Annotated in this window: 16 protein-coding genes; 10 read left to right on the forward strand and 6 right to left on the reverse strand. The window is 70.3% G+C overall.

Going from position 1 to position 19062, the window contains the following annotated elements; translation table 11 throughout:
- Positions 1 to 22: 22 nt before the first annotated feature.
- Positions 23 to 2812, reverse strand: a complete 2790-nt coding sequence (locus QQM72_RS19845) for a penicillin acylase family protein (protein WP_314222204.1) — start codon at positions 2810 to 2812, stop codon at positions 23 to 25.
- A gap of 267 nt (positions 2813 to 3079) precedes the next feature.
- Here QQM72_RS19845 and QQM72_RS19850 point away from each other — a divergent pair, with 267 nt between their 5' ends.
- The 6 genes from QQM72_RS19850 (at position 3080) to mscL (ending at position 8879) form a co-directional block, all read left to right on the forward strand.
- Positions 3080 to 4579 (forward strand): potassium/proton antiporter, encoded by a 1500-nt coding sequence (locus tag QQM72_RS19850; protein WP_314222330.1) that lies wholly within the window; start codon positions 3080 to 3082, stop codon positions 4577 to 4579.
- 277 nt (positions 4580 to 4856) lie between these two features.
- Positions 4857 to 6149 (forward strand): MFS transporter, encoded by a 1293-nt coding sequence (locus QQM72_RS19855; RefSeq protein ID WP_314222205.1) that lies wholly within the window; start codon positions 4857 to 4859, stop codon positions 6147 to 6149.
- Between the two features lie 67 nt (positions 6150 to 6216).
- The gene (locus tag QQM72_RS19860) at positions 6217 to 6537 is read left to right on the forward strand and encodes an FmdB family zinc ribbon protein (RefSeq protein WP_020128373.1); all 321 of its coding nucleotides are present in this window, start codon (positions 6217 to 6219) and stop codon (positions 6535 to 6537) included.
- A gap of 75 nt (positions 6538 to 6612) precedes the next feature.
- Complete coding sequence (locus tag QQM72_RS19865) at positions 6613 to 7455, forward strand: S-methyl-5'-thioadenosine phosphorylase (RefSeq protein ID WP_314222206.1); 843 nt, start codon at positions 6613 to 6615, stop codon at positions 7453 to 7455.
- Between the two features lie 254 nt (positions 7456 to 7709).
- Positions 7710 to 8303, forward strand: coding sequence for an RcpC/CpaB family pilus assembly protein (locus tag QQM72_RS19870; protein ID WP_314222207.1), 594 nt, complete (start codon positions 7710 to 7712; stop codon positions 8301 to 8303).
- 108 nt (positions 8304 to 8411) lie between these two features.
- Entirely contained in the window at positions 8412 to 8879 is a 468-nt protein-coding gene (gene mscL, locus QQM72_RS19875; protein ID WP_314222208.1) for a large conductance mechanosensitive channel protein MscL, read from the forward strand.
- Between the two features lie 76 nt (positions 8880 to 8955).
- Here the strand turns inward: mscL and QQM72_RS19880 are convergent, their stop codons facing one another.
- Positions 8956 to 9138 carry a hypothetical protein gene (locus QQM72_RS19880; protein WP_314222209.1) on the reverse strand — a complete coding sequence of 61 codons (183 nt, stop codon included), beginning with the start codon at positions 9136 to 9138 and terminating at the stop codon, positions 8956 to 8958.
- Between the two features lie 119 nt (positions 9139 to 9257).
- On the opposite strand from QQM72_RS19880, the gene QQM72_RS19885 reads away from it, so the two are divergent.
- The 4 genes from QQM72_RS19885 to QQM72_RS19900 all read left to right on the forward strand — a co-directional run bounded on the left by QQM72_RS19885 (position 9258) and on the right by QQM72_RS19900 (position 13907).
- Positions 9258 to 10532: a low temperature requirement protein A gene (locus tag QQM72_RS19885; protein WP_314222210.1), complete on the forward strand. Its 1275-nt coding sequence runs from the start codon at positions 9258 to 9260 to the stop codon at positions 10530 to 10532.
- A gap of 50 nt (positions 10533 to 10582) precedes the next feature.
- The gene (locus QQM72_RS19890; RefSeq protein ID WP_314222211.1) at positions 10583 to 11611 is read left to right on the forward strand and encodes a P1 family peptidase; all 1029 of its coding nucleotides are present in this window, start codon (positions 10583 to 10585) and stop codon (positions 11609 to 11611) included.
- Positions 11612 to 11756: 145 nt separating this feature from the next.
- A complete protein-coding gene (locus tag QQM72_RS19895; RefSeq protein WP_314222331.1) occupies positions 11757 to 12983 on the forward strand; it encodes a L,D-transpeptidase in 1227 nt (408 codons plus the stop codon).
- 177 nt (positions 12984 to 13160) lie between these two features.
- Entirely contained in the window at positions 13161 to 13907 is a 747-nt protein-coding gene (locus QQM72_RS19900) for a DUF6227 family protein (RefSeq protein WP_314222212.1), read from the forward strand.
- 28 nt (positions 13908 to 13935) lie between these two features.
- On the opposite strand, the gene QQM72_RS19905 is transcribed toward QQM72_RS19900, so the two are convergent.
- The 4 genes from QQM72_RS19905 to QQM72_RS19920 all read right to left on the reverse strand — a co-directional run bounded on the left by QQM72_RS19905 (position 13936) and on the right by QQM72_RS19920 (position 18885).
- Positions 13936 to 14199, reverse strand: a complete 264-nt coding sequence (locus QQM72_RS19905; RefSeq protein ID WP_314222213.1) for a hypothetical protein — start codon at positions 14197 to 14199, stop codon at positions 13936 to 13938.
- 276 nt (positions 14200 to 14475) lie between these two features.
- Complete coding sequence (locus QQM72_RS19910) at positions 14476 to 16596, reverse strand: PTS fructose transporter subunit IIABC (RefSeq protein ID WP_314222214.1); 2121 nt, start codon at positions 16594 to 16596, stop codon at positions 14476 to 14478.
- Between the two features lie 583 nt (positions 16597 to 17179).
- On the reverse strand, positions 17180 to 18127 hold the full coding sequence (gene pfkB, locus QQM72_RS19915; RefSeq protein ID WP_314222215.1) for a 1-phosphofructokinase: 948 nt from the start codon (positions 18125 to 18127) through the stop codon (positions 17180 to 17182).
- Entirely contained in the window at positions 18124 to 18885 is a 762-nt protein-coding gene (locus QQM72_RS19920) for a DeoR/GlpR family DNA-binding transcription regulator (RefSeq protein ID WP_054244058.1), read from the reverse strand. Before QQM72_RS19920 ends, pfkB begins: the two co-directional genes overlap by 4 nt.
- Positions 18886 to 19062 lie beyond the last annotated feature (177 nt).

Genomic DNA, 19062 nt, shown 5'->3' on the forward strand with positions numbered 1-19062 from the left:
CCCCTTCCGAACGGTCGGCAGCTCAGGGTTTGAGCACCAGGGTGTCGCTGGTGCTGTCGTCGACCGCCTTCTTCGAGAAGGACCAGTCGAGCAGTTCACCGTTGGCCCACTTGCCCGTCTGGTCGGTGTAGTGAGCGCTGAAGGCGTGTCCCGAGGCTCCGGTGAGGTTGATCCACTTCGACTTGTCGAGGTCGTCGAGGTTGACCACCATCCGCATCGACGGCACCCATACGACGCCGTAGCCGCCGGCCGCGTTCCAGCCGGTCGCGTTGACCGTCGCCTCGCCGCCGCCGAGCTTCCACGGGCCGCGATTGAGGATGTACTGGAGGAAACCGGGGCCGCTCGTGCCCAGGGTCTGGTTCTTCAGGAACAGGCGGTGCAGCCGGCCCCAGTTCCAGGTGTCGATGTCCTTGCCGAGCTTGGCGGTCAGCTCCCAGCGGGCGTCGATCATGGCGCGCGCGAACAGCTTGTCGCGGTCGTGGTCGGCGCCGGGGCGGGTGCCCGAGTCGGGCGTCGTCCACCAGTCGCTGTCCGTCTTCGTCATGAGGTCGCGCACGACCTCGAACCAGCGGTCGCCGCCGTCCGGCTGCGCCTGGTCGGCGTCGCGCTGACCGCACTCGCGGACCTTCTCGGTATCGTCGACCGGGCCGGTGGTGTTGACCGGGTCGACCCACAGGCACTGGTCCTCGACGCGCAACTCCTTGGGCAGCTTGTTGCCGAAGGCCAGCTTGAGGATGTTGCGCCAGACCGCGTTGAAGTAGGCGGCCGCGGCCGAGTCGGCGTCCTGGGTGAAGTCCCAGTTCTCCAGCAGCTTCTGCGCCTCGCGGACGTCCGGGTCGTCGAGGTTGATCTTCTTCAGCACGGGCACGAGCAGCTTCGCGATCTCGCTGTCGTCGTCCAGCTGCATCTGGCGCATGTCGTCGGTGGAGATCTTGCCGCCGCCCTTGATCTTGCTCTTGATCAGGTCGGTGATCCGCTGGCTGCGCGCGCCGTATCCCCAGTCCGTGGTGAGCGTGTAGGGATAGGCGTCCTTGTCGACGACGGCCTGGTTGGCCGTGACGATGTAGCCGCGGGCGGGGTCGTACTCGTAGGGCAGCTCGTCGAAGTCGATGAAGCCCTTCCACTTGTACTTGGAGTCCCAGCCCGGCGCCGGGATCGAGCCGTCGACGCCCTTCGCGCGCGTGGGGATCATTCCGGGCAGCTGGTAGCCGATGTGGTTCGAGGTGTCGGCGTAGACGAGGTTCTGCGAGGGCACGTCGAATTTCGCGGCCGCCTTGCGGAAGCTGTCCCAGTCCTTCGCCTTGTCGATGGCGAAAACGGCGTCCATGGAGGTACCCGGCTCCAGCGCGGTCCACCTCAGGGCGACGCCGTAGCCGTCACCGCGGTCGGGCGCCGAAGCGTCGACGTCGTCGACGGTGGCCTTCTTGCCGACGTCGATGAGTTCGTCGTCACGGTCGGACAGGAGGGGCATCCCGTCCTCGGTCTCCCGGACGACGATCTTCTTGGACTCGCCGCCGGCGACCTTGATGGTCTCCTCGCGCGTGACGAACGGCTTCACCTTGCCGTCGTACTGGTAGCCGTCGTCCCCGGAGAGCTTCTCGAGGTAGAGGTCGGTCACGTCGACGCCGGAGTTGGTCATGCCCCAGGAGATTGTCTGGTTATGGCCGATGATCACACCGGGCAGGCCCGCAAACGTGTAGCCGGAGACGTCGTACTGGCACTTGCTGGAGACCGCGCGGCAGTGCAGGCCCATCTGATACCAGACGGACGGCAGCGACGCCGACAGGTGCGGGTCGTTGGCCAGCAGCGGCTTACCGGTGATCGTGTTCTTGCCGGCGACGACCCAGGAGTTCGAGCCGATGCCGTTGCCGTTCACTCCGACAGCCGTGGGCAGGTCGTCCAGGACGTTGTAGAGGCCCGAGAGCTGGCTCTGGAGGGCTGAGCCGTCCGTACCGCCTGAGGACGAGTCCGAGGACGTGCCCGTGCCGTCCGTGGAGCTGTCGTCGGAGTCGCTCTGGCCGTCGCTCTGCTCGAACGTCTTCGTCAGCTCGTCGTACTGGCCGTCCTGGACGATCGCCTGGTTCCGGTCGTACGGGTACTGCGGGTAAAGCTCGGCGATCTGGGCCGGGCCGAGGCGGCTGGTCATCAGGGCGCGGTCGATCTCGTCCTGCATGTTGCCGCGCAGGTCCCAGGCCATCGCCTTCAGCCAGGAGACCGAGTCGACCGGGGTCCATTCGGTGGGCTTGTAGTCGTTGGTGAACCCCAGGGCCGCGTACTCCAGGGAGATGTCGGCGCCGTCCTTGCCCTTGAGGTAGGCGTTGACCCCCTTGGCGTAGGCCTGGAGGTACTTCTTGGTGTCGGACGACAGCTTGGTGTCGTACTCCTCCTTGGCGACACGGTCCCAGCCCAGGGTGCGCAGGAACTCGTCGTTGTCGACCTGGCTCTTGCCGAACATTTCCGACAGCCGCCCGGAGGTCATGTGCCGGCGCACGTCCATCTCGTAGAACCGGTCCTGGGCCTGGACGTAGCCCTGGGCCATGAACAGGTCCTCGTCGGAGTCCGCGTAGATCTGCGGGATGCCGTAGCCGTCCCGTTTCACGTCGACGGGCCCGGTCAGGCCCTCGAGCGTGATCGAACCCTTGGTCTGCGGGAAGGACGCGCGGACGGTGCTGATGGACCAGTAGGCGCCGTAGGCGATGCCTCCGATGATGGCCAGCACCAGCACAAGCACGATCAAACGGGCTTTGCGCCCCTTCTTCCTGCCGGACTTGCCGGGCTTGTCACCCGATGTGGCGGTGGTGTTGGGGGGCATCGCTGTCCTTGCTGTCCTAACGCGAGCGGCAGGCGGTCCTGGAGTGCTGGAGCAACCATAGGCGCAGGGCCTTGTGCCACTTGACGCGGAGTCGGGTACCGGTACGGAGGGATGTTCGATCTTCCCTCGCCGAGCGTCAAGAAATCGTCAAGAGTTAGGTAAGGTAACGAAGTAGTTGGGTGCGAAGCTCGCAGCTTCGTGTCCGATGTATCCGAAGCACATGTGCGCCCGCGCGCAAGCCGCGCGCGCCGGTGAAGGGAACCGCCGCTGACTGTCCACCACCTCAACCAGCTCCTGCTCATCTGCTCGCTCGTCCTGCTCGTCGCCGTCGCAGCGGTCCGGATCTCCTCGCGCAGCGGGCTCCCCAGCCTGCTCGTCTACGTGGGGATCGGCGTCCTCATGGGCCAGGACGGCATCGGCAACATCCACTTCGACAATGCCGAGATGACACAGGTCATCGGGTACGCCGCCCTGGTCGTGATCCTCGCCGAGGGCGGTCTTGGCACGAAGTGGAAGGAGATCGAACCGGCCCTGCCGTCCGCCACGGCGCTGGCACTGGCCGGCGTCGCGGTCAGCGTCGGCGTCACCGCCACGGCCGCGCACTTCGTGACCGGGCTTGAATGGAGACAGGCGCTGATCATCGGCGCGGTGGTGTCCTCGACCGACGCGGCGGCGGTCTTCTCCGTCCTGCGCAAGATCCCCCTCCCCTCGCGCGTGACGGGCACGCTGGAGGCCGAGTCCGGCTTCAACGACGCCCCGGTGGTCATCCTGGTGGTCGCCTTCTCCACCGCGGGCCCCGTGGAGCACTGGTACGTGCTGGTGGGCGAGATAGCGCTGGAGCTGGCCATCGGCGCCGCCATCGGCCTCGCGGTCGGCTGGCTGGGCTCCTGGGGCCTCAGGCACGTCGCGCTGCCCGCCTCCGGCCTCTACCCGATCGCCGTCATGGCGATCGCGGTCACCGCGTACGCGGCGGGCTCCCTGGCACACGGCAGCGGCTTCCTGGGCGTCTATCTCGCCTCGATGGTCATGGGCAACGCGAAACTGCCGCACTGGCCCGCCACCCGCGGATTCGCCGACGGTCTCGGCTGGATCGCCCAGATCGGCATGTTCGTGCTGCTCGGCCTCCTGGTGACCCCGCACGAGCTGGGCGACGACGTGCTGCCCGCGCTCGTCATCGGCCTGGTGCTGACCATGGTGGCCCGCCCGCTCAGCGTCATGCTCTGCCTGACACCGTTCCGGGTGCCCTGGCAGGAGCAGACGCTGATGTCCTGGGCCGGACTGCGCGGCGCCGTCCCCATCATTTTGGCGACGATCCCCATGGTGAACGGAGTCGACGGCAGCCGCCGCATCTTCAACATCGTCTTCGTCCTGGTCGTCGTCTACACCCTGATCCAAGGGCCGACGCTGCCCTGGCTGGCGCGCAAGCTGCGCCTGGGCGGCGACCCCGAGGCCGCCGACCTCGGTGTCGAGTCGGCGCCCCTGGAGCGGCTGCGCGGACACCTGCTGTCCGTGGCGATCCCCGAGGGGTCGAAGATGCACGGCGTCGAGGTCAACGAGCTACGCCTGCCGGCCGGGGCGGCCGTCACCCTCGTCGTGCGCGAGGGGACGTCGTTCGTGCCGCTGCCGACGACCGTGCTGCGACACGGCGACGAACTCCTCGTCGTCGCCACCGACCCGGTCCGCGACGCGGCCGAACGGCGACTGCGGGCCGTAGGACACGGCGGCAAGCTCGCCGGATGGCTGGGCACGGGCGGCAGCACGCGTTAAGTGCATGTTTCGCACCGTTCACACCCCCTTCATTCGGAGGTAGCCCGCCTTACGGTGCTCATTTTCACAGGGATGGCACCCCTTGATCCCTGTACGATGAAGGCACACCTTGATCGAACCAACTCTGCCTGACGCAGAGCTGGCGCGACCGTATGGCGGCCGGGACACCTCGTGCGGCGAGCACCGGCATCTACCGCAGCACGCGCAAGAGGACAGCTCTCGGCGCCCCCGCCCTCCGGACGGGGTCGCGCTACCAGGCGGCAGAAAGGCACGGGCCGTGGCATCCACGGTCACCACCGAGCCGTCGAAGGACTCGCCGGCCTCGCCCCGCCCGGGATACGGACAGCTGCTGCGCACCCGCGGCGCCTGGACGTTCCTGCTGCCCGGCTTCGCGGCCCGCCAGCCGTTCGCCATGCTCACCATCTCCATCGTGCTGCTCGTACAGCACACCACCGGCTCGTACGGCGCAGCCGGTGCCGCCGCGGCCGTCACCGGTGTCTCCATGGCGCTGTGCGCGCCCTACAGCGGGCGGCTCGCCGACCGTTACGGGCAGCGCGCGGTGCTGATCCCCGGCGTGCTCCTGCACACACTGTCGGGCCTCACCCTCACCGTGCTCGCCCTGACCCACGCGCCCCTGTGGACGGTGTTCGCGGCCGCCGTGCCCACGGGCGCCTCGGTACCGCAGATCGGGCCCATGGTGCGGGCCCGCTGGGGTGCGCGGCTGAAGGGCTCGCCCCTGATGACCACCGCAGCGGCCTTCGAGTCCGTCACCGACGAGCTCACCTTCGTCTTCGGCCCGCTGCTGGCGACCGCCCTGTGCACCGCCGTGAACCCGGCAGCCGGCCTGGTCACCGAGGCCGCGCTGACGCTGCTCGGCGGTCTGCTGTTCGCCGCGAGCAAGAGCACGCAGCCCCAGGTCGCCGTCGCCGGGCACGCGCGCGTGGAGCACGCCTCGGCGCTGCGCGTCCCCGGAGTGCGTGTGCTGATCGCGGTCTTCCTGGGCATCGGTACCGTCTTCGGCGGCATGCAGGTCTCGCTGGCCGCGTTCACCGAGTCCATCGGCGAGCCCGGCCTGAACGGCGTGCTGTACGGCACCTTCGCCGCGGGCAACATGCTCTCCGGCCTGGTCTGCGGCGCCATCGCGTGGAAGGTAGCCCCACGGCGGCGCCTGGTCGTCGCCTACGCCGCACTGGCGCTCGTCGCCTCCGGCCTGTGGGCGGCGCACTCGGTGCCCGTCCTGGCGGGCCTCGGCCTCCTGGTCGGCATGTGCATCGCGCCCGCGCTGATCACCGGCTACACGCTGGTCGAGGACCTGGTTTCGGCCGGCGCCCGCACCGAGGCGTTCACCTGGCTGACGGGCGCGGTCGCGCTCGGGCAGGCGGCAGCCGTCACGATCGCCGGACAACTGGAGGACCGCTTCTGGGGCGGCGCCGGTTTCCTGGTGCCCCTGGGGGGCACCGCGCTGGCCCTGGTGACCCTGCTGGCACTGCGTTCACGGCTGGAGACGCGCCCCCGCGCGCGTACCGTCGCACGTGGCGTCGGTCACCGCGTGCCGGTGACAGTGGACTGATCCCCCGGAATACGTCAAGATAGACCGTCGTTAGCACTCACTGAGTGAGAGTGCCAGGAGGAAGACAGTGCCGACCTACCAGTACCAGTGCACCGAGTGCGGCGAGGGCCTCGAGGCGGTGCAGAAGTTCACCGACGATGCCCTGACCGAGTGCCCCAACTGCGGTGGCCGCCTCAAGAAGGTGTTCTCCGCCGTCGGCATCGTCTTCAAGGGCTCCGGCTTCTATCGCAACGACAGCCGCGGCTCCTCGTCGAGCAGCTCGCCGGCGTCGTCCTCGAAGTCGTCGACGTCCGGCTCCGACTCGAAGCCGTCGACCTCGACGTCCTCGACCTCGGACTCGAAGTCGTCGAGCACCGGCACCTCGACCGGCAGCAGCTCAGCCGCATAAGGCTCGCTCAAAGGACCCTGTCGTCTTACGACGACGGGGTCTTCGCCGTTTCCCGGGGCGGTTAGGGTGCGACGCATGGCGAACAAGGCGAACGCAGAGATAGGTGTGATCGGCGGCTCAGGCTTCTACTCGTTCCTCGACGACGTGACCGAGCTCCAGGTGGACACGCCCTATGGACCGCCCAGCGACTCGCTCTTCCTCGGCGAGATAGCCGGCCGTCGGGTCGCCTTCCTGCCCCGGCACGGACGCGGACACCATCTGCCGCCCCACCGGATCAACTACCGGGCCAACCTGTGGGCGCTGCGCTCGGTCGGGGCGCGCCAGGTTCTCGGTCCGTGCGCGGTGGGCGGTCTGCGCCCGGAATACGGGCCCGGCACGCTGCTCGTGCCCGATCAGCTGGTCGACCGCACGAAGTCGCGGATCGGAACGTACTTCGACGGGCTGCCCCTGCCCGACGGAACGGTGCCCAACGTCGTGCATGTGTCCCTGGCCGACCCCTACTGCCCCGCAGGACGCTCGGCGGCCTTGAAGGCGGCGCGTGGCCGGGAGTGGGAACCGGTGGACGGCGGGGCACTGGTCGTGATCGAGGGGCCGCGGTTCTCGACCCGCGCCGAATCGTTGTGGCACCGGGCGCAGGGTTGGTCGGTGGTGGGCATGACCGGTCACCCGGAGGCCGCGCTGGCCCGTGAACTCGAGCTCTGTTACACGTCCTTGAACCTGGTCACCGATCTGGACGCGGGCGCCGAGAGCGGTGAGGGCGTGTCGCACGAGGAGGTGCTGCGGGTGTTCGCGGCGAACGTGGACCGACTGCGGGACGTGCTGTTCGACGCGGTGGCCGCGCTGCCCTCCGCCGACGAGCGCGACTGCCTCTGCGCGAACGCGCTGGGCGGGCTGAATCCGGGGTTCGAGCTGCCGTAGCGGGCGGGTGGGGGGCGAAGCAGGAAAGGGAGCCTCGGACGCGGAAGTTCTCCTTCGGGTGAGGAAGTTGTCCACAACCCGGCGGTGGTCCACCGGCTCCGGCGAGCGGCGGCGCGAAGGCTCATCGTGGCTTCGCAAACCCGTTCCTCGTCGCAGGTGGTGATCCCGTGTCCGACTCCTTCGTTCCTCCCTCTCCCCTTTCCCCTCTTCCTCCTCCCCCGCTTCCCTCGCCCACCTCGTCCCCCCTCTCCTTCGTGACGCGTCCACCCGGCACGGACGCTCCGGCCACCTGCGAGGTGCCGTCCTTCGCTCCCGTGCGGGTCCGCGGCGGGCGGTACCGGCTGGGACGGCTCGTACGGAGCCGGCGGCGGGCCCTCGCCCTGGGGCTCGCCGTCACCGCCGCCGCGCTCGTGGCGTCCGGCCCCCGGGACGGCGATCCGGCACGAGGACATCCCGGTGGGGCCACGCACGCGGACGCGAGCGGGCGCTCGCACCCCCGCGCGCATGCTCCACTACACGCCCCTGCACATGGCTCTCGCGCCGGGGAGAAGGTGACGGCGCCGGTACGGATCGCCGACGCGGCCACGGTCCGGCTGCTGCGCCCCGGTGACAGGGTCGATGTCATCGCCGCCGAGCCGACGCCGCTGGGCGGTGTGGACGGCGCGGGCGGCGACGCCCATGTGGTCGCGCGCGGGGCGCTGGTGACGAAAGTGCCGGAGCCGCTGAACACCGACAGCAGTACCGGCGGGGACGACGGTGCGCTGGTCGTCCTGTCGGTGCCCAGGACCACCGCCGCGCGCCTGGCGGGGGCCAGTGCGACGGCCCGGCTGGCGGTGACCCTGTGGTGACGTCAAGTCCCTCGTCAGAGGGACCGAACTGGACACACCCTCCTGGCGTTGACGTAGGTTGCGGAGCTGCTTGTTCCACAACCTGTACATGTGAGGAGTGTCCCCGAGGTGAGCGAAAAGAAGGCAAGCGTCTGGCAGGGCTTCAAGGCCTTCCTGATGCGTGGCAACGTCGTCGATCTGGCAGTCGCGGTGGTGATCGGCGCGGCCTTCACGAACATCGTCAACTCGGTGGTGAAGGGAATCATCAACCCGCTCATCGGAGCGGTCGGCACCAAGAACCTGGACAGCTACAGTTCCTGCCTCAAGGGCCCCTGCACCGGCACGGGGGACAGCGCGACGGGCGTCCGGATCCTGTGGGGGTCCGTCCTCGGCGCGACCCTCACCTTCGTGATCACCGCTGCGGTCGTGTACTTCCTGATGGTCCTGCCCATGTCGAAGTACCTGGCGAAGGTGGAGGCCCGCCGGAAGGCCAAGGAGGGCACGCAGGAGATCGTCGAGCTGACCGAGTTGGAGGTGCTCAAGGAGATCCGCGACGCGCTGGTCGCCCAGCGGGGCTCGGGGCACAGCGAGCGGTAGAGGCATTCGACGGGGCCCTGCGGGCGGTGCTCCGCCAGGGCTCCCGTGCCTGCCGGACCGGCCCCGCCCGTCGGGTTCAGACGTGGTGGGGCGGCTTCTCGTCCAGGAAGCGCTTCAGGTCGGCGAGGCTGTCGCCCTCGGCGGACGGACGCTCGCCCCAACCCCGGTCGGTGTCGTCCGAGGACTGTCGGTCCAGCGGGTCGTCGAAGACCAGCGCGGCCTTCGGGTCGCGCGGCTCGGAGGCGGAGGATGTGCTCATCCCTCCAGAGTACGGCCCCGGGACGCGCTCGGGTCAGGACCTGGCCGCCGGCCACGCACCGCGCGAGCCTGCGGATTCCGCACAAGATTTTCCGCCGGTTGTCTGCTGTGCTGGTACCCATGACGTCCAGTACGCCCTCGTCGGCCGCGCCCCCTCCTCCCGGGACCCCCGTCTCCCCGGCGCCCACCCGCTTGAAGCCGCTGCGCAGCCTGACCGCGCGCAGGAAGGGCGAGACGCACCGGGTCGCCTCGCCCCTCGAGCTCTTCTTCGACCTGTGCTTCGTCGTGGCCATCGCCCAGGCGGGCATCCAACTGGTGCACGCCGTGGCCGAGTCCCACGCGGGCGAGGGCATCCTCAACTACGCGATGGTCTTCTTCGCCATCTGGTGGGCGTGGATGAACTTCACCTGGTTCGCGTCGGCGTACGACAACGACGACGTCCTGTACCGGATCGTCACGTTGGTACAGATCGCCGGGGTACTGGTGCTGGCGGCGGGCATCTCGCGGGCGTTCGAGGACCACGAGTTCGTGGCCGTCTGGTTGGGCTACGCGATCATGAGGTTCGCGCTGAGCTTGCAGTGGCTGCGCGTCGCGTGGTCCGCCGAGGGCGCGGAGCGGACGATGGCGCTGCGGTACGCGGCGGGCGTGCTGATCTGCCAGATCGGCTGGCTGGGGCTGCTGATCCTGCCCGAGGACGGCAGGGCTTGGCTGTTCCTGGTGATGGCACCGCTGGAGATGTGCGTTCCGGTCTACGCGGAGAAGGAGCATCCGACGTCCTGGCATCCGCATCACATCGCCGAGCGCTACGGGCTGTTCACGATCATCGTGCTGGGCGAGACGATCGCGGCGGCGACGGTCGCCGTGAAGTCCGGCATCGACGAGAACGACGCGCTGGGCGAGCTGCTCCCGATCGCGGTGGGCGGGCTGCTGATCGTCTTCGCCGCCTGGTGGATCTACTTCGTGGTGCCCATCCATGGGCATCTGCGCTCCAGCAGGCAGGCGTTTCTGTGGGGCTACGGGCACTACGTCGTCTTCGCCTCGGCCGCTGCGATCGGTGCGGGTCTGGAGGTTGCGGTCGAGCAGGCGGTCGGCGAGGCGCATATCTCGACGCTCGCCGCGTCGGCCGCGGTCACCCTGCCGACGGCGCTGTACCTGCTGGCCGTCTGGATCCTGCACGCACGCCACTTCAAGGTGGGCCTGGCCCAGCAACTGGTGCTGCCCGTAGCCGCGCTGCTGGTGATCTGCAGCACCCTTCTCGGCGAGTGGGCGGTCCTCACGGCCGGCCTGGTGCTGGCGCTGGCGGTGGCGGTGGCGACCGGGACGACCCTGACGGCGCGCCTGGTCGCGCGGGAGTCACGGGAGAGCCCCGGGCGGGCCTCGAGTGCGGTGATGTGACGGGGCGTGACACCGTCACGCGCGAAGCCGGTCGGGCGAGACTTACCCCCATGACAGTTGATGCTCTGACGGACGTCGCGGGCCTGCGCGTGGGACACGCCACGCGAACCGGCGACGGTTGGCTCACCGGCACCACGGTCGTCCTCGCGCCGGAGGGAGGTGCCGTGGCTGCCGTGGACGTACGCGGTGGCGGACCCGGCACGAAGGAGACCGACGCCCTCGATCCACGCAATGTGGTGCAGCGGGTCGAGGCGATCGTGCTGACCGGCGGCAGCGCGTACGGGCTCGACGCGGCGTCCGGTGTGATGGCCTGGCTGGAGGAGCGGGGGCGCGGGATTGCCGTCGGCACGGACCCGACGCACGTCGTGCCGGTGGTGCCCGCCGCCTGCGTCTTCGACCTGGCGCGGGGCGGCGACTTCCGGGCCCGCCCCGACGCTGCCACCGGCCGGGCGGCCGTGGAGGCGGCCGCGGCGAGCGCTCCGGGGACTCGGGTGCGGGAGGGATGCGTGGGCGCGGGGACGGGTGCCGTCGTCGGGCCGCTGAAGGGCGGGGTGGGCAGCGCGAGCGTGCTTCTCGACTCGGGGATCATGGTGGCCGCGCTGGTGGTGGTCAACGCCGCGGGGTCGGTGACGGATCCGGAGACGGGCATGCTGTACGGGGAGTTGCTCCAGGGGCGCGCCGAATATCCACAAGCTCGCGTGCACGAGAGTGCGCGCCGGCGTCTCGCCGAGATCACGGCGCGGAACGCGCCTCCACTGCTCAACACCACGCTCGCGGTGGTCGCCACCGACGCGGACCTGACGAAGGCACAGGCGCAGAAGCTGGCGGGTACGGCGCACGACGGGATCGCGCGGGCCGTGCGTCCCGTGCATCTGCTCAACGACGGGGACACCGTCTTCACGCTCGCGACGGGCGCGCGCCCGCTCGACCCGGGCCACCCTCTCGCCCTGAACGACATCCTCGCGGCGGGCGCGGACGTGGTGACGCGCGCGATCGTACGGGCTGTGCGCGCCGCCGAGTCGGTGTCCGGTCCGGGCGGGGCGTGGCCGTCGTACGAGGAGCTGTACGGGGGCCGGTGACCCTGCGGACCGGGATAGGCGATTGTCCCGGTTCCGTCACGTGATGGTGCCAACGGCGACCGGAGGGAACCCCGCCGGCCGCCGGATCCCTCCTTCTTCACGTACCAGAGCGGATCACTCACATCACATGAAGCTGGAGCAGCCCGTGACAACGGCGGACATAGCGGTGCGGCGCACGGTCGGAGCCTGTGCCGTCCTGGTGGTCGGCGCCCTGACCCTGACCGCTTGCGGGGGCAGCGCCAACGCCAAGGACAAGGACGGGGACGCCAAGGGCGGCAGGAGCAGCGTCAAGACGTCCACGGCGAAGATCGTCATCTCGGCGAAGGACGGTTCGACGAGCGCGTCGATCAACGCGACCGGCGTGAAGGTGAGCGACGGCCGGCTCACCGAGGTGAAGATGACGGTGGCCGGGTCGGGGCAGGCCGTCGAGGGCTCCCTGTCTGCCGACGGCAGCACCTGGAAGCCGAAGGAGCAGCTGGAGCGCGGGACGAAGTACCAGATATCGGCGACCGCGAAGGATGCGAACGGCAAGACCGCCGCCGCCAACTCCATCTTCACCACCGTGTCCTCGGCCAACAGCTTCATAGGGACGTACACGCCGGACAACGGCACGACGGTCGGCGTCGGAATGCCGGTGTCCTTCACCTTCGACAAGACCATCAGCGACATGAAGGCCGTGCAGTCACACATCACGGTCACCTCCAGCAGCGGCCAGCAGGTGGTCGGGCACTGGTTCGGGGCGCAGCGGCTCGACTTCCGTCCCGAGGAGTACTGGAAGGCCGGCTCCAAGGTGACGATGAAGATCGACCTGGACGGGGTCGAGGGCGCCAACGGGGTGTTCGGGGTGCAGAAGAAGACGGTCACCTTCACCATCGGGCGGTCGCAGGTGTCCACGGTCGACGTCGACACGCAGACGATGACGGTGGTGCGGGACGGACAGACCCTGAAGGCGGTTCCGATCTCGTCGGGCAGCCCGGAGCACACCACCTACAACGGGCAGATGGTGATCTCCGAGAAGTTCACGCAGACCCGGATGAACAGCCGGACGGTGGGTCTGGGCGGCGAGTACGACATCCCGGACGTGCCGCACGCGATGCGCCTGACGCAGTCCGGCACCTTCATCCACGGCAACTACTGGTACGACAGGGGCAATCCGCCCTTCGGCCGTACCGGCACCAGCCACGGCTGCGTAGGGCTCGCGGACGCGCAGGGCGCGCAGGGCGACACGCCCGCCAAGTGGTTCTACGACAACTCGCTGATCGGCGATGTGGTGATCGTCAAGAACTCGCCCGACAAGACGGTGTCGCCGGACAACGGGCTCAACGGGTGGAACATGTCCTGGTCCGAGTGGACCGCGGGGAGCTCCTCCTGATCGTCTCAGCTGCCCTCTGACCGGCGATTTCTGATGGGCCGTCGGGCCGTGCGGGAATTTTTCGCGCGGCCCCGACGTTTTCACGGCGTAGGTTTTCTCGGTTCCCGGACATGATGTCCGACCGAGGGGCTACGGTATGCACCCACAAGGTGACATGCAGCAACGCCGGGAGAAACCTTGAGCGTTCCGTACGAGACAACAGCGTACGAACCAGCCGAGTCGCCCGAGTCTCCGGAGGAGCACCTCGCGCGACTGCTCGGTCGCGCCCTGAACTCGTTCGAGCTGCCCGACGAAGCACTGCGGCGGCTCGACTGCGCACTCGCGCATGACAGCTCCCTGCACTCCGCGCACCACAGCGCGGGTCTGCACCGGGAGACCTACCGGCACACCTGGCTGCTGGCCGACGGCTGCGCTCTCACGCTGTGGGAGCTCGTGCACAACACCGCGCCGGGCAGCGAGCCGCAGCACGAGGTGTACGTCGACGAGGAGGAGCTGCGGGCCGCCACGGCCCGGCTGCCACTGCCGTCGGACACCCCGGACTTCGAACTGCCGGTGCTGGTACAGCTGTCGCCGATCCCCGGCCCTCGGCATGTGTACGTGCCGGACGACTCGGCGGACCACGCGCGCAGACTGCTGCGCCGTGCGGAGAACCCCGACCAACCCGACGCGGACATGGCCGCGCTGCTGAAGTCGGCGTTCGCGCACCAGATCACCCAGGCCTTCGGGCGCCCCTGCCGCGCGGGCAGGATCGGACTGGGCTACTCGCTCTACGAGCACGCGTTCCTGCTGCGGGACGGCCGGGAGATCTCCCTGTGGGAGGTCGAGCACACGGCGACGCCCGACGGGCGGCACATGTGCGAGGTGTACGTGTCCGAGGACGCGGCGCGGGACGCGATGGAACGCCGGGCGGCGCAGGTCTCCTGACCGTTCGGCGGCCCCGCCCGGCCGTCGGTCAGCGGCCTCCGCCGAGCTGTCGCACGAGGCCGGCGAAGGCGTCCCGCTCGGCCGGGGTCAGTTCGACGGCCTCACCGCCGGGGCCGGACTGCCGTTGGCGTGGGAGGGCGGGCAGTACCGGCGGGGCGGGAAGCACGGTGCGGGCCTCGCTGCCTGCGCGGCTGCGCCGCAGGATGCGGGTCACGAAGATCAGCCAGGCGATGGACGCCACGGCGAGAACCGTCAGGACCGCCAGCTGAGGGAACGTTGGATGCACGGGCATACCGACCAGTAGACATCACGGTCCGGGACCTGTGTCCCGGACCGTGACGTATCTCGCATGCCACACACATCACGCAGATCACTCAGACCGCGTGATAGGCCTGTTCGGTGCGGGGATCCATGAATCACCGCAGATGCTCACCAGTAGCCGCAACCCGCCGCAGGCAGCTTCGCCCTGCGGCGGCTCCTCGGGGAGACGACTTCGACCCGTGGCAGCCGGCTTCGACCCGCGGCAGCAGGCCGCGGCCGGAGTCGGCCGCGGCCCGTCGCCGGCTGGCTAGGCGGCCACCGGCTGCTTGGTCTCCGCCGCCGTGGCGGCCGCGGATTGCTCCGTCGTACCGGGCTCGACGGCGCCCGGGGCCGACTTGCGCAGGCCCTTGAGGACGACGACCACGGCCGTCGTCACGCACACCCCCGCTGCGATGGCGACCAGGTACAGGAACGGGTTGCCGATCAGCGGGACCACGAAGATGCCTCCGTGCGGGGCGCGGAGCGTGGCGCCGAAGGCCATCGACAGGGCGCCGGTGACCGCGCCGCCGGCCATCGAGGCCGGGATGACACGCAGCGGGTCGGCCGCGGCGAAGGGGATCGCGCCCTCGGAGATGAAGGAGGCGCCCAGCACCCAGGCGGCCTTGCCGTTCTCGCGCTCGGTCGGGGTGAAGAGCTTCTTGCGGACGGTGGTGGCGAGGGCCATGCCCAGCGGCGGGACCATGCCCGCGGCCATCACGGCGGCCATGACCTTCATCGCGGAGTCGCTGGGGTCCTGGACGGCGATACCGGCCGTGGCGAAGGCGTACGCGACCTTGTTGACGGGGCCGCCGAGGTCGAAGCACATCATCAGGCCGAGCAGCACGCCCAGCAGGACGGCGTTGGTACCGGAGAGACCGGCCAGCCAGTCCGTCATGCCCTTCTGGGCCTCGGCGATGGGCTTGCCGATCACGACGAACATCAGGAAGCCGACGATCAGCGAGGAGATCAGCGGGATCACCACCACCGGCATGATGCCGCGCAGCACCGGCGGGATCTTGATCCGCTGGATCGCGAGGACGATGCCGCCCGCCAGCAGACCGGCGACCAGGCCGCCGAGGAAGCCGGCGGCGATGTTGGAGGCGATCATGCCGCCGACGAAGCCGGGTACCAGGCCGGGCCGGTCCGCCATGCCGTACGCGATGTAGCCGGCCAGGACCGGGATGAGGAAGCCGAAGGCGACCCCGCCGATCTGGAACAGCAGGGCTCCCCAGCTGTCGACCTGGGTCCAGGAGAAGTGCTCCATGACCGAGGGGGCCTTGTTGATCTCCCAGCCGCCGATCGCGAACCCGAGCGCGATCAGCAGACCGCCCGCGGCGACGAACGGGACCATGTAGCTGACGCCCGTCATCAGCCACTTGCGCAGCTTGGTGCCGTAGCTGTCGCCGGACTCGCCGGTCCGCTCGACCGGTGTCCCGCCGCCGGTCGCGGCCGCGGTCGCCTCACCGCGCGCCGCCTTCCCGCGTACCTCGGTGATGAGCGCGGCGGGCCGGTTGATGCCCGCCTTCACGCCGACGTCCACGGTGGGCTTGCCGGCGAAGCGGTCCTTCTCGCGCACCGGGACGTCGTGGGCGAAGATCACGCCGTCCGCCGCGGCGATGACGGCCGGGTCGAGCCGGGTGAAGCCGGCCGAGCCCTGCGTCTCGACGACCAGTTCGACGCCCGCTTCACGGCCCGCGTTCTCCAGGGACTCGGCCGCCATGTAGGTGTGGGCGATGCCGGTCGGGCAGGAGGTGACGGCGACGATCCGGAAGGGACGCGCTGCCTCGGCGTCCGTGTCCGCGCCGGGGGCCGTGTCGGCGTCGGCGGAGGCCGCCGCCGACGCCGACACGGAGTCTGCGGTGATGCCCTCGGCTTTGACGGCCGCAGCGTCGGTGGCCGGAACGTCGGTGGCCGGGGCCTCAGCGACGGGAGCGTCGGGGCTCGGGGCCTCGTCGCCGCGGATCAGCGCCGCCGCGGCCGCCGCGTCGCCGGCCGAGCGCAGCGCGTCGGTGAACTCGGCGTTCATCAACTGCCGGGCGAGCGACGACAGGATCGTCAGATGGGCGTCGTCCGCGCCGGCGGGGGCGGCGATCAGGAAGATCAGGTCGGCGGGGCCGTCGGGGGCGCCGAAGTCGATGCCGGAGGCACTGCGCCCGAAGGCGAGCGTCGGTTCGGTGACGTGAGCGCTACGGCAGTGTGGGATGCCGATGCCGCCGTCGAGGCCGGTGGGCATCTGGGCCTCACGGGCGGCCACATCGGCGAGGAAGCCCTCCAGGTCGGTCACCCGGCCCAGGGCGACCATGCGCTCGGCGAGGGACCGCGCCGCCGCTTCCTTTGTTTCGACGGACAGGTCGAGATCGACCAGGTCCGCGGTGATCATGTCGCTCATCGCGGGCTCCTTCGCACGCGTATCGCCCGGGGCGTGGGGTGGTGGGCGAGGGTGGGGACGGGGACGGGGGTTGCTACGGCGGTGCATTGGGGGGAGGTGAGGGGGGCGGAGGCGGGGCCGGGGAAACCCCGCCTCCGCGGGGTGGCAGGCGGGTTCGGGCCATGCCTCCCCTGATCGGCAGGGCGCCTCGGGCGGCCCCGCCGACCATGTCGAGCGGCGAGTAACGAGGAGCTTCGCCGCTCGACGACCGGTTCGCCGGGCAGCCCGGGAAACGCGGGAGCCGTCGTCAGCGCGGAGGACGCCGCGGCCGTCGCCGGCACGGACAACGCGGGAGTCCTCGCCGCCACGGACAACGCGGGTGTCCTCGGCGGCGCGGACGACTCGGGTGTCCTCGCCGCCACGGACAACGCGGGAGTCCTCGCCGCCACGGACGACTCGGATGTCCTCGGCGGCGCGGACGACTCGGGTGTCCTCGGCGCCACGGACAACGCGGGAGTCCTCGCCGCCACGGACAACGCGGGAGTCCTCGGCGCCACGGACAACTCGGGTGTCCTCGGCGGCGCGGGCAGCGCGGGGCTCGTCGTCATGACACCGGCTCCTTCAGTTCACGGTCCACCGGCACCTGTGCCGTGACCGTCACCGCCGCCGGGTCCAGGTCGTCCGGGGTCGGCATCACGCTGCCGGGCAGCTGGACGGCCGCCGCTCCGTGGGCCACGGCGGAGGCGAGCGCCGCGGGGCCGCTGCCGCCGGCGACGAGGAAGCCGGCGAGGGAGGAGTCGCCCGCACCCACGTTGCTGCGTACGACGTCGACGCGGGCGCTCGCGAACCAGGTACCCGTGTCCTCCACGAGCAGTTGTCCGTCGGCGCCCAGGCTCGCGAGCACGGCGCGGGCGCCCATTCCGCGCAGTTCCTCGGCCGCCTTCACCGCGTCGCCCACGGTGGCCAGGGGGCGCCCGACGGCCTCCGCGAGCTCCTCGGCGTTCGGCTTCACCACGTCGGGCTGCTCCCGCAGTGCTTCGAGGAGCGCACGCCCGGAGGTGTCCAGGGCGATGCGCGCTCCCCCGGCGTGCGCCCGGGCGACCACCTCGGCGTACCAGGAGGGCGCGAGGCCACGGGGCAGGCTGCCGCAGCAGGCGATCCAGTCGGCGTCGCGGGACTGCTCGCGGACCGTCTCCAGGAGCAGTTCCTGCTCCTCCGGGGACAGCTCGGGCCCGGGTGCGTTGATCTTCGTCAGGACGCCGTCCGACTCCGCGAGCGCGATGTTCGAGCGGGTGGCTCCGGTGACCGGGACCGGCGCGACCTCGATGCCCTGCGCGTCGAGCAGGTCGGCGACGAGCGCCCCCGGCGCACCCCCGAGGGGCAGGACGGCGACCGTGCGCTGTCCCGCGGCCGCGACGGCGCGCGAGACGTTCACGCCCTTGCCGCCCGGGTCCATCCGCTCGCCGGTGGCGCGGATGACCTCGCCGCGGTCGAGGGACGGGACCTCGTAGGTGCGGTCCAGGGACGGGTTGGGGGTGACGGTGAGGATCATGCGCGTACTACTTCCGTGCCGCCGCGCTCGATGGCGGCCGCGTCGTCGGGGCTCAGCCCGCTGTCGGTGATCAGCAGGTCCACGTCGCTCAGGTCGCCGAAGCGGGCGAAGTGCTCCTGGCCGTGCTTGGCGGAGTCGGCGAGCAGCACCACGCGGCGCGCGGCGGCGACGGCCGCCCGCTTCACCGCGGCCTCGGCGAGGTCGGGGGTGGTCAGACCGTGCTCGGCGGAGAACCCGTTTGCGGCGACGAACAGGACGTCGGCGCGGATCTCGCCGTACGCCCGCAGCGCCCACGCGTCCACGGCGGCGCGCGTACGGTGCCGTACGCGCCCCCCGACGAGGTGCAGTTGCATGCCCGGGTGGTCCGCGAGGCGGGCCGCGATGGGCAGGCTGTGCGTGACGACGGTGAGCTCGGCCTCGAGCGGGAGGGCCGCGGCCAGGCGGGCGACCGTGGTGCCGGCGTCGAGGATCACCGTGCCCTCGGTGGGCAGTTCCGTGAGGGCGGCCTTGGCGATGCGGTCCTTCTCGTCGGCGGAGGTGCCTTCGCGTTCGGCGAGGTCCGGCTCGAAGTCGAGGCGTCCGGCCGGTATGGCACCGCCGTGCACGCGGCGCACCAGGCCGGCCCGGTCGAGGGCCTTCAGATCGCGGCGGATCGTCTCCGCCGTGACCTGGAACTCCTCGGCCAGCGACAGGACGTCCACCCGGCCGCCGTCACGGGCGAGCCGCAGGATCTCCTGCTGCCGCTCCGGTGCGTACATGTCTGTTCTCCTCCGACCGTTACCAGTTTTATGCCCGAACTTGTGGTTTCGCCACGGAGGCTACGCCCGGATTTCCAGAAAGTAAACAGGTTCGGACGTGATCCGGGCATGAACGGACTTCCGCCTCGAACATGGCCATGCACGCATAGCCCGTCCCGGGCAGGAACGGGCTTCCGC

Origin of the sequence: Streptomyces zaehneri (assembly GCF_032248645.1) — a bacterium.
GTDB lineage: Bacteria > Actinomycetota > Actinomycetes > Streptomycetales > Streptomycetaceae > Streptomyces > Streptomyces coriariae.

Bases quoted from the DNA above. Each gene is read 5' to 3' on its own strand.
- QQM72_RS19845 (WP_314222204.1), bottom strand. From the start codon at position 2,812: ATGCCCCCCAACACCACCGCCACATCGGGTGACAAGCCCGGCAAGTCC.
- QQM72_RS19865 (WP_314222206.1), top strand. From the start codon at position 6,613: ATGGCGAACAAGGCGAACGCAGAGATAGGTGTGATCGGCGGCTCAGGC.
- QQM72_RS19880 (WP_314222209.1), bottom strand. From the start codon at position 9,138: ATGAGCACATCCTCCGCCTCCGAGCCGCGCGACCCGAAGGCCGCGCTG.
- QQM72_RS19885 (WP_314222210.1), top strand. From the start codon at position 9,258: ATGACGTCCAGTACGCCCTCGTCGGCCGCGCCCCCTCCTCCCGGGACC.
- QQM72_RS19890 (WP_314222211.1), top strand. From the start codon at position 10,583: ATGACAGTTGATGCTCTGACGGACGTCGCGGGCCTGCGCGTGGGACAC.
- QQM72_RS19905 (WP_314222213.1), bottom strand. From the start codon at position 14,199: ATGCCCGTGCATCCAACGTTCCCTCAGCTGGCGGTCCTGACGGTTCTC.
- QQM72_RS19910 (WP_314222214.1), bottom strand. From the start codon at position 16,596: ATGAGCGACATGATCACCGCGGACCTGGTCGATCTCGACCTGTCCGTC.
- pfkB (WP_314222215.1), bottom strand. From the start codon at position 18,127: ATGATCCTCACCGTCACCCCCAACCCGTCCCTGGACCGCACCTACGAG.
- QQM72_RS19920 (WP_054244058.1), bottom strand. From the start codon at position 18,885: ATGTACGCACCGGAGCGGCAGCAGGAGATCCTGCGGCTCGCCCGTGAC.